This window comes from Ruegeria sp. BHSA123, assembly GCF_059613425.1.
This window is the reverse complement of record NZ_JBXWSL010000088.1, coordinates 1-9,150: the sequence shown is the minus strand read 5'-3', so window position 1 is coordinate 9,150 and position 9,150 is coordinate 1. Positions and strand designations below refer to the sequence as shown.

Annotated in this window: 10 protein-coding genes; 9 read left to right on the top strand and 1 reads right to left on the bottom strand. The window is 54.5% G+C overall.

Going from position 1 to position 9,150, the window contains the following annotated elements; translation table 11 throughout:
• The 8 genes from AC2FNC_RS19000 to AC2FNC_RS18965 all read left to right on the top strand — a co-directional run.
• Nucleotides 1-331: hypothetical protein (locus tag AC2FNC_RS19000; protein ID WP_496716287.1), on the top strand; the 331-nt coding region annotated here is incomplete at its 5' end.
• The gene (locus AC2FNC_RS18995; RefSeq protein WP_496716285.1) at nucleotides 328-648 is read left to right on the top strand and encodes a hypothetical protein; all 321 of its coding nucleotides are present in this window, start codon (nucleotides 328-330) and stop codon (nucleotides 646-648) included. The genes AC2FNC_RS19000 and AC2FNC_RS18995, both read left to right, overlap by 4 nt.
• Nucleotides 649-744: 96 nt before the next feature.
• Nucleotides 745-1,032: a hypothetical protein gene (locus tag AC2FNC_RS18990; protein ID WP_496716283.1), complete on the top strand. Its 288-nt coding sequence runs from the start codon at nucleotides 745-747 to the stop codon at nucleotides 1,030-1,032.
• Between the two features lie 161 nt (nucleotides 1,033-1,193).
• Complete coding sequence (locus AC2FNC_RS18985) at nucleotides 1,194-1,832, top strand: hypothetical protein (RefSeq protein ID WP_496716281.1); 639 nt, start codon at nucleotides 1,194-1,196, stop codon at nucleotides 1,830-1,832.
• Between the two features lie 443 nt (nucleotides 1,833-2,275).
• Complete coding sequence (locus AC2FNC_RS18980) at nucleotides 2,276-4,156, top strand: glycosyltransferase family 2 protein (RefSeq protein ID WP_496716280.1); 1,881 nt, start codon at nucleotides 2,276-2,278, stop codon at nucleotides 4,154-4,156.
• Between the two features lie 94 nt (nucleotides 4,157-4,250).
• Entirely contained in the window at nucleotides 4,251-4,922 is a 672-nt protein-coding gene (locus tag AC2FNC_RS18975) for a class I SAM-dependent methyltransferase (protein WP_480622422.1), read from the top strand.
• A gap of 22 nt (nucleotides 4,923-4,944) precedes the next feature.
• Nucleotides 4,945-5,997, top strand: a complete 1,053-nt coding sequence (locus tag AC2FNC_RS18970; protein WP_480521138.1) for a glycosyltransferase family 2 protein — start codon at nucleotides 4,945-4,947, stop codon at nucleotides 5,995-5,997.
• 26 nt (nucleotides 5,998-6,023) lie between these two features.
• Complete coding sequence (locus AC2FNC_RS18965) at nucleotides 6,024-7,931, top strand: ATP-grasp fold amidoligase family protein (RefSeq protein WP_496716279.1); 1,908 nt, start codon at nucleotides 6,024-6,026, stop codon at nucleotides 7,929-7,931.
• A 5-nt stretch (nucleotides 7,932-7,936) separates the two neighbouring features.
• Here the strand turns inward: AC2FNC_RS18965 and AC2FNC_RS18960 are convergent, their stop codons facing one another.
• A complete protein-coding gene (locus tag AC2FNC_RS18960) occupies nucleotides 7,937-8,239 on the bottom strand; it encodes a DUF6476 family protein (RefSeq protein ID WP_480493405.1) in 303 nt (100 codons plus the stop codon).
• Here AC2FNC_RS18960 and AC2FNC_RS18955 point away from each other — a divergent pair.
• The coding region (locus tag AC2FNC_RS18955) for an RluA family pseudouridine synthase (RefSeq protein WP_496716278.1) at nucleotides 8,238-9,150 on the top strand (913 nt) is incomplete at its 3' end. The genes AC2FNC_RS18960 and AC2FNC_RS18955 overlap by 2 nt on opposite strands.

Sequence of the window (9,150 nt, the reverse complement as noted above, 5' to 3'; positions counted from 1 at the left end):
ACCTGCCGTAACTTTGAGACAATCTCTTCCGGCTTCGGTCGCTTGTTTGCCATTCTTGGTCCTCCGTTTCCTAAACATAGCGGTGGACCAGTTCAGATGGGGAGGCTCAGCCGACCCTGTGGTCGAAGCCGTGAAGGCCGCCAATGAAGCCGAGGACCGCAAGATGAACGAGTTTCGTGCAGCACTGGCGCGTGAGGCCGCTGCTCAGAAAGTCGACACGTCACAGGGGATGGAAATTCCCAAGACCGACGCGGAACGGATTGCAGAGCTTGAAGCGCAGGTTGCCGACCTGACCGCCAAGTCAAAGCGCAAAGCATACGGTGCCAAATGAGCGAACGTGACAACCACTATGGGGGCATCGAACAAATCAGGGTCCTGTTGAGAGAGAAGTTTCTTGACGGCCTGACGCATGGCGTCCCTGAGATTGACCCCGCATCGGGCGAGGTTGTCTCGCGCTCTGAACCTAAAGCTAGCTGGCTGGCTGAAGCACACCGTTTCCTGAACTCTGAAGACAAGAAGCGTGAGGCGGAAGAGGCCGAGGCCAAAGAGAAGGCACGGCAGACGAACGCCCTAGAGGAAGCCCTAGGCGACCTGCCAGACTTCCCTGAGGCCGACGAGAACACGCCCCTTACATCCACCATCAACTGACCCTTAAAACGCCCCTGATGAGGCCCTGAGCGGCTACTACGGTTCCCCCGTGGTGGTTGCTTGGGGCCTTTCTGCGTTCTGGGTCCAAGAGAGAAAATGAATATGACATACACCGACATAATCACCGCCCTAGGGGCAGCCCATAAGGATTTGCAAGAGGCTGGCCTGAGGGTGTCTGATGCCCGCGTTAAGATCGACGCTGTAGCCAACCGGATGGCGGCTTTTGACGGTTCTGAGACTGAAGCCAAAGTGATGGCTCTGGACTACGTTGAAGCCCAAGCCAACCTTGACGTTGCCCTGCGTGTTAAGACCGCAGCCAGCGATGAGTTCAACCGTTCTTACCTTGTCCTTTTACGGGCAGGGGTGCCGACATTCGAAGGATAGAAAACCAAGACGTGCCTCCACAAACTCACACGCGCACGATACCGCTTGAACCGCTTGAACCAATATCCCTTAAGGCAGGTTTGATACGCAAACAGATAAGATGCTAAACTTGCCTCGACCTCGTGTCGCAGTGAAATGTTGAAGATGTGGAGGCGTTTGTCATGGCAAGCCCAACATGGAGCAAACTAGAGTATGATGGAACTATCACCGCCGCAGACGGTTCTGTGAAGTGGTTTGAGATAAGAAGAGAGTTCAAGACCGAAGACCGCTGGGAGACGCTGGTACTGTCGGAAGATCGAACACCTCCGGATTGTTCAGTGAAGTTATCAAGTACGCTATATAGCGTTGTTTCATTTCGGACGATCAAATGTGAGTTTCAACTTCGAGACCTAAATGAGCGTGGCAAAGTTGAGAGGAACTTTGGGACACTTGTCGCTGGAATAGGTGTCGCCGGGCTTTTTGCCGCCGCAACTGTGCTGACAGGGGGGCTTGCGGCAGGTGTCGCTGTCGCAGGCGCGGGTTTGTTGGTTGGCGGAGCGAAAATTGGGAACGATGGAGTTGATAAAATGAATGGGCCAAGGTGGGGCAAGGGCGGGACACTTCCCTGTTTGCCGCCCAGTGCGTGGTCAATGCAAAGCAGAGCGTCAGTACTTGGTCCTGTGGTTAGAAATGTCAAAATCGACTGTACGCGCCCGATCACCGGTCTGAGTTCATGGCATCCCCAAGACCCGTTAAACGACGGTGAAATTCCATCGCCTCCTAGTTTCAGTGAAGAAACTCTCCAGCCGGAAGAAAACTGACGGCATCATAGGGTGGCATCAAGAGAAAGCGAAGGTTTCACATTCGTTCGAGCGAAGTCGAACACAGTGGGTACCTTTTACCAATTTGCATCCCCAAAAACTGTCTCTCGTTGACAGTGCAAACAACACACACTACCACTGGATACAGCACACATTTTGGGAAACCTGATGGCTGCCCTAGGGCGCTTTGCCCATAAAAATAAGGGGTCTGAGAGGCTAGTTCGATACTACCGGATGCTTCTCGACCGCACCAAATCTTTTCGTATCCTGTGAAGTGCGGATCAGCTTATGCGAAGCTGACTTTGCCGTTCTTGTCTGTTCACTTGCATTGCAAATCCGTGGCCCGTAACTAAGCCATGTGTCGGGAAGCGTGCCATGCCTCTGCAATGATGCGATTTTTCCCTTCGTCCTGAATTTGCGGGCCATGGTTGCGGGTAGGTGCGATGAGACTTGTCATATCAACGATGAAAGACGAGGGGCCGTTCATCCTTGAATGGATCGCGTATTACCTTTCGATCGGGTTTACGCATTTCATCGTTAACTCGAATGACTGCTCCGACGGCACTGACGCGATTTTGAAAAGATGCGAGGAACTGGGTTTTCTGGCGCATATCGATAACCCCGGTCCCTGGAAGCATGGGCCGCAGGCGTCGGCCTATGCGAACGCTATGGAACATCCCTGGTACGCTGAAGCCGAGTGGATTCTGGTTTGTGATGTCGACGAATTTCTCGATATCCGTGTTGGGGACGGTACGCTGGACGATCTGTTTCGCACCTTTCCACATGCAGATGGCTTTGCCGCGATATGGCAGATGTTCGGACACAATGGGATTGTCGAGTTTGAAGACAAGTTTGTGATCGAACAATTCACATCTGCAGCAGAGTTGGGGGTGGTGACGCCGCAGAATGTGCGTGCCTTCAAATCGCTTGTCAGAAACAACGGGTCTTATCGGGCAATCAACACACACCGTCCGCGTGGCCCAATCGCCGGTAAGGCCGAAAGCTTTGCATGGATTGATGGTGACGGAGATCCCTTGCCACCTGCAATGCGGCGAAATGGTTGGTCCCATTCCACTACTGGCGCGGCCTTTGGGCAGCAGTTTTTCAGGATGAACCACTATGCCGTCCGATCCATCGAGAGTTATCTGATGAAGCGGCTGCGGGGGGATGTAAACACAACCGCGTTTCATCCCAAGATGGAGGCAACGGGACAAGCCTATTGGCACATGCATTGCTTCAACAAAGTTGAAGAATTATCGATCCTTTCCAAATTGGACCGCCTTGGAAAATCGTATGATGAACTACGTGCGGATCGTGTTCTGGGAGACTTGCACGAAAAAGCTGTTGCTTATCACAAGCGCCGTATCTCGGAGATACGTGAAACAGAGGCCGCACAGGGATTCATAACTCGGTACAAGAATTTTGCCGGGGGGCGATATATAAAGGCGCTGGATCTGGGCGTGATGGAAGAAGGCGATCTTTCCTTTGTTGCGGAGACCTACAAAGACCCCGAAGTTTCTTTCGCGCAAGTTGCGAAATGGACGCGTTTGGGCAAGATGTCCAAATCTGAAAACTCAAGACCCAATAACTACCCCTGGTTTACCCGGCTGGATTCCCTGGGAACGGCCATGGAGTACGAAGAAGCGGCGGCGCAGCATGCATTAATCACTGATGCAAAACAGGTGGACTTGCCGTTCGATCCGAAGGACTCATCTTTCCTGCCGCCAGTGTCTCCGGAGGTTGAAAGAACGAAAGAGCAGCGACAGCGGTTCTTGAGGTCAATCAGCGGCAAGAAGAACTGGGTTTTGATCGGGCATGTCGAGACCGAAATCGTAGAAGAAATACTTGCATTGGATGCAGTTGCGCAATTGACGATCATCGGGCCATGGGGGCTGTCGTGGGATACGTTCGCCTGCAAGGATACAACGCAAGATCCTAAACTTCAGGCCCTGGATCGCACCTTCTATTCATTGCTGGAGTACTTCCGTGAACCGATCGTCGCTGGGCGTCTGAGGGTCTACCGGGCGCTGCCGCCTTTGATGCTGAAGCTGTTTGAAGATCAAAGCGTTGGTGTCGTGATCATACGCGGGGTTCGGGCCGAGCGTGTCATGTTGCAGCTGTTGAACCGGATCGACAGGGTTCTGGCTCCGGGCGGGAGCATCGCCTTTACATCCTACAGGCGGGGCAAAGGGTCTTATTCCGGTATGTCTTCGGCGATTAACCGTTTTCTCGCGAGCAAAGCGAGTGACTATCGGGTTACAAGCCTCGAGCCTCCGTGGCTTGGTATCGACAAGTTGCCACCACTTTCCAAAAACGACACATAGCTTCTGGTTCTTGAAGCAACGACATGTTAGCCATTGCCCAATAAACAAAACGGGTTTCGCGAGAAATCAATACCCGTCTGCAAGTGAGGTCGAGATGTCAAACGAACCCAGAGTGATCGGTGCTCTTCCCGGCAGCCAGAATAAACCGAACGCAGACAAAGCAACCAAACGCAAGAATACAAAAGATGCGATCCGACGTACGTTCCTGACGCGCCTTCCCAAGGGTGGGGTGGCTGTTGAGATCGGTGTCTGGCAGGGCGAGTTTTCTCCGACAATCCTGAAGTTGCTTGAACCCAGTCAGTTGTTTCTGATCGACCCCTGGAAACATATTGGCGAGGAATCGCATACAACGGCGTTTGTTGGCAGGACCGAAGACGAAAAGATGGAAGCCATCTTCCAGAAGGTCGTCACGTCCTTCGAAAAAGAGATCGAGGAGGGCAAGGTTGGCATTATTCGCGATTTCTCGGTGCCAGCATTAAAGCTTTTTGACGATGAGAGCATTTCATTTGCCTATGTCGATGGTGATCATTCTTACGAAGGTGTTACTGCGGACCTAGAGGCGTTGTTTCCCAAGATCAAATCGGGTGGGATCATGGCGTTTGATGATTACCACCGCCGGGGGTGGTGGGGCGACGGAGTGATCCGGGCCGTCAACGAGTTTCTGGGCAAACACCCCCGTGAATTGCGTATCCGGGCAATTGCTGGTGCGCAGATCGCTATTGAAAAAATCACCCCGCAAGATGACAGCAAGAAACAGGGCGACTAAGCGTCTGGGGTGAATGGCAGCGATGAACAAGCCTGAAAAAATCCTCATCTCTGCGATGAAAAATGAGGGCCCGTACATTCTGGAATGGGTGGCTCATCATAAAGTTTTGGGTTTCGACAGGATCATTGTTTACACCAACGATTGCACGGACGGTACGAACCAAATTCTGCGCCGCCTTGAGGCCCTGGGTCATGTTGAGTTTCACAGGAACCGCGTGGGCACAGGTGGGATTCACAGATCAGCACTGCGACAGGCCCGCCGTCTGCCCGTCGTGAAAGAAGCCAAATGGGTCTATGTCTGCGATGCGGATGAGTTTCTGAATATTCACGTCGGAAACCACAAAGTGGACGACCTGATCGAGGCGACGCCGGGCGTGGACGTCATTTCCATACCATGGAAGATATTCTCAAACAGCGGTCGCCATATTCTGCGCGACGCGCCGGTGACACAGCGGTTTTTCGATGGTGAGTTGGAGTATGAGCAGGGCGGGGCGGGGCGCCGGTTCGTCAAATCCCTGTTCCGGCAGGGCGACGTCTATCTCCGCTATGGGTTGCACAACCCGCATCCCAAGTCCGAGTTTCAGGCAGGTGTATTCCGGTCTGTTCCCGGGGGGCACGCGAAAGAACCCGCACCCTTTGGGAACCATGTTGCACCGCCTTTTGGATTTGAGATTGCACAGATCAATCACTACGCGGTCCGCTCCACACAAGCCTATTTGGCCAAGCGCAGCCGTGGGCGCGCCAACCACTCCTCGCAGACGCTGGGAACGGAATACTGGGACCGCTGGAACCGGGGTGGCGCGACGGATGAGACGATCCTCAGGTACAAGGAGGACGTTGACGCGGTGATGGCAGAATTTCAGTCCGACGAACGGCTTGCACGGCTGCACCGAAAAGCATTCCTGTGGCACAAGGCGTTGATCGAAGACCTTCTCAAACAGCCAGAGTACAATGCGCTTTACCAGACGCTTCTTAATAAGCCGGCTGTTGAATTTGTTGCAAAAGACCGCGGATTGCACGCGCGCCTTTCGGCGGACACTCAACCGTCCTCTAGCGAAAATCTGCCCGAGTCCTGAAAGACTTGCCCTCGGAGAAACAGCATATGGCTGCGGAAAGCACTCTTCCTACAATCGGAATGCTCTGGCTGGAAGGTCCTCTCAGTTTTCTGGAACAGATGTGCCTTTTGTCCTTTGTTGCGAACGGACACAGGGTCGTGCTGTTCCACTATGGCGAGGTCGAAAACGTACCCGAAGGTATCGAACTGGTTTCGGCGAACGAAATTCACGAACCGCAGCAGTTCATCATGAACAACCAGTTCAAAACACCGGTCCCGCAGTCTGACATTTTCAGGCTGCAATTGATGCAAAAAACCGATTTCCTCTGGTGCGACACAGATGTCGTTGCTTTGAAGCCTGTCCCGAAAGCGGATCACGTGTTTGGTTTCTTCAATCGCACCACGATTTGCAACGCGATCATGCGGTTGCCATCCGATAGCCCTGCTTTGAAGGCATATACGGAATACAGCCTTGATCCATTCCCGATCCGCCCGTGGGTAGAAGGTGAGGAACGCGAAAAGCTGGAACGCCTGAAAAAGGCTGGTGAGTTGCCTCATGCCTCGGATCAGGCGCACAGTGTTTATGGACCAGAGGTCATGACATGGTTTTTACAGCATCATGGCGAGATAGGGCATGCCAGCCCACCTCCGATCTTTTACCCTTTGCCGTTTCGGCAAACGGGTCAGGCGAACGACATTCATGCACGGGAATTTCGCGATAAGTACCTCAAGGATGAAACGCTAGCCGTCCATCTATGGGGGCGGCGGATGCGTTGGTGGATTGCAAAGGGTGTAAAACGTTATTCATTCCTGGACCGCAGGCTGCGCAGCTTGGGGATCAGACCCACCGACGCACCACTGCCACGTGGCGGCAGAAGGGCGCCGAAGCCTGTTAGTTTCCCCGATGTGCTTCCTGACTTAACGACGACGAAAGAAGAGATCAGTGCAGCGACTGGCGGATTGATGTCCGTTGCTTTGTTATCCGAACGCGAAGAGTACCTCAAATTCGCGCAGCTCGAGTTGGACAAAATCCAAAATCTTGGTCTTTACAGAGCACAGGATCAGTCGCGCGACGGCTTTCTGCGTGGTTGGGACCACTTTGCCAACGACCCGGCGCGTCTGAATGCGCTGATGCTATCTATCTTTAAGTTTTCTGAAGCGCACCGCCGTTTGCCAGACTTGAGTGCGCCGAAGACGCTTACAGAAAAACTCCTGGTCATGAAGATGTTTGGCGAGATGCCTGAAGTGTCGCCGGCAGACAGATTGACGGCGGAGAACTATATCCCGGAACCAGCCAGGAACCTTGTTACACCGGTGAAGCGCTATTGGGTCTCATCTTCGCCTGAGTTGCCGGAAGACCTCGACCTCGAGCCGGGCAGCTATTGGCTCAAATGCAATAACGGGCAGGGGCAAAACCATAGGGTCACCTGGCCCATGAACACAGAAGACCGCAACCTGGCCCAGGAAAAGCTTGCCAATTGGAACAATAAACCCATTCCCCACGGGTTTTGGGCGGCAGAATGGTGGTATTCCACGATTGAAACGCGCTATTTCCTTGAAGAGGATCTGGCGGCTGAAGGTCAGGACAACATCGATTGGAAATTCTGGGTTGTCGCCGGAAAGGTCCAGATTGTTCAGGTCGACCGGGACCGCTCTCGGGGACATGTGCAGATGATCCACGACCGGGATTTCAACTTCATCCCGAAAGAGCTGTATTTCCAGACAAGCGATGACACCGAGCCCAAGCCAAAGGTGTTTGACGATATGGTCGCAATCGCCGAAGCCGTCGGGCAACGTGTCGAATTTGCGCGGGTGGACCTCTATGTAATTGGCGACAAGATTTATCTGGGCGAAATCACGCTCTGCCCGTTTGGCGGAAAACGTAAGATGCGTACGCCCGAACTGGATGTGCAGATGGGTGAGGCCTGGGTCGGTACCCGTCTGTTCCCGAACTGATCCGGTTACTCGACGGCGATTTCCTGACGCAGCTTTCCTGTCGTCTTGTCAAAGATCAGGACGCGGTTGTCGTCGGTCACGACCGCATACCAGTTGGACCCGATGGTCAGGGCCTGTGCCCGCGCACCATCGGGTAAGTCGATCTGATCCGGCAAGGTGGGTGTGCGGTCCGATAGGCGGATGACAATCAGGGCGAATGTCACTAGAACCCCGCCAATCATCACCGCGGTCAGCAGCATGACCATCCGCCGCAGCAATCGCAGCTGCGGGGTTTCCTGCGGTTCTTGGGGTTCGGAAGGGACAGTCATGGGCACCCGCCAGATTGAGTTTCAGATCGCGGCCGATCCGCCGCCTCGCCTTGATAAGGCGCTTTCGCGGGATGTGCCAGACGGTGAAAACCTGTCGCGCACGCGGCTGGCGCGCCTGATCGAGGATGGCGCAGTTCGGATCGACGGAACCCGGATGCAGGACCCAAAGGCCAAAGTGTCCGAAGGGGCGCAGGTCGTCATAACTGTGGCCGAGGCTGAAGACAGCCACATCGGCGCAGAAGACATCCCGCTTGAAGTTGTTTTCGAAGACGCAGACGTGATCGTCGTCAACAAGCCAGCAGGCATGGTGGTGCACCCCGCGCCGGGCTCGCCCGGGGGTACGCTGGTCAACGCTTTGCTACACCATTGCGGTGAGGCTTTGTCAGGTGTTGGGGGGGTGAAACGCCCCGGTATCGTTCACCGGATCGACAAGGAAACCAGCGGTCTTCTGGTGGTCGCCAAATCAGACGCCGCACATCACGGGCTGGCCGAACAATTCGCAGCACATAGTGTCGAACGCTATTACCGCGCTGTGTGTTACGGGGTTCCGGATGCAAGTGATCCCCGTCTGCGAGGCGTCAAAGGGGTGAGCTTTGAGCCGGGAAACATCATGCGTGTGACCACCCAGCTTGCGCGGCACAAGACCGACCGCCAAAGGCAGGCGGTGTTGTTTCATGGCGGGCGTCACGCGGTGACACGCACGCGGGTAGTTGAAACATTTGGCACGCCTGCTGGTCTTGCTCTGATCGAATGCTGGCTCGAGACCGGGCGAACGCACCAGATCCGTGTTCATATGACCCATGCCGGGCATGGGCTTGTCGGGGATCCGATCTATGGTGGCAAGCGGAAACTGGCCACCAGGGCGTTTACGCCCGCCGCTGCCGAATGCGTGTACGACTTTCCCCGGCAGG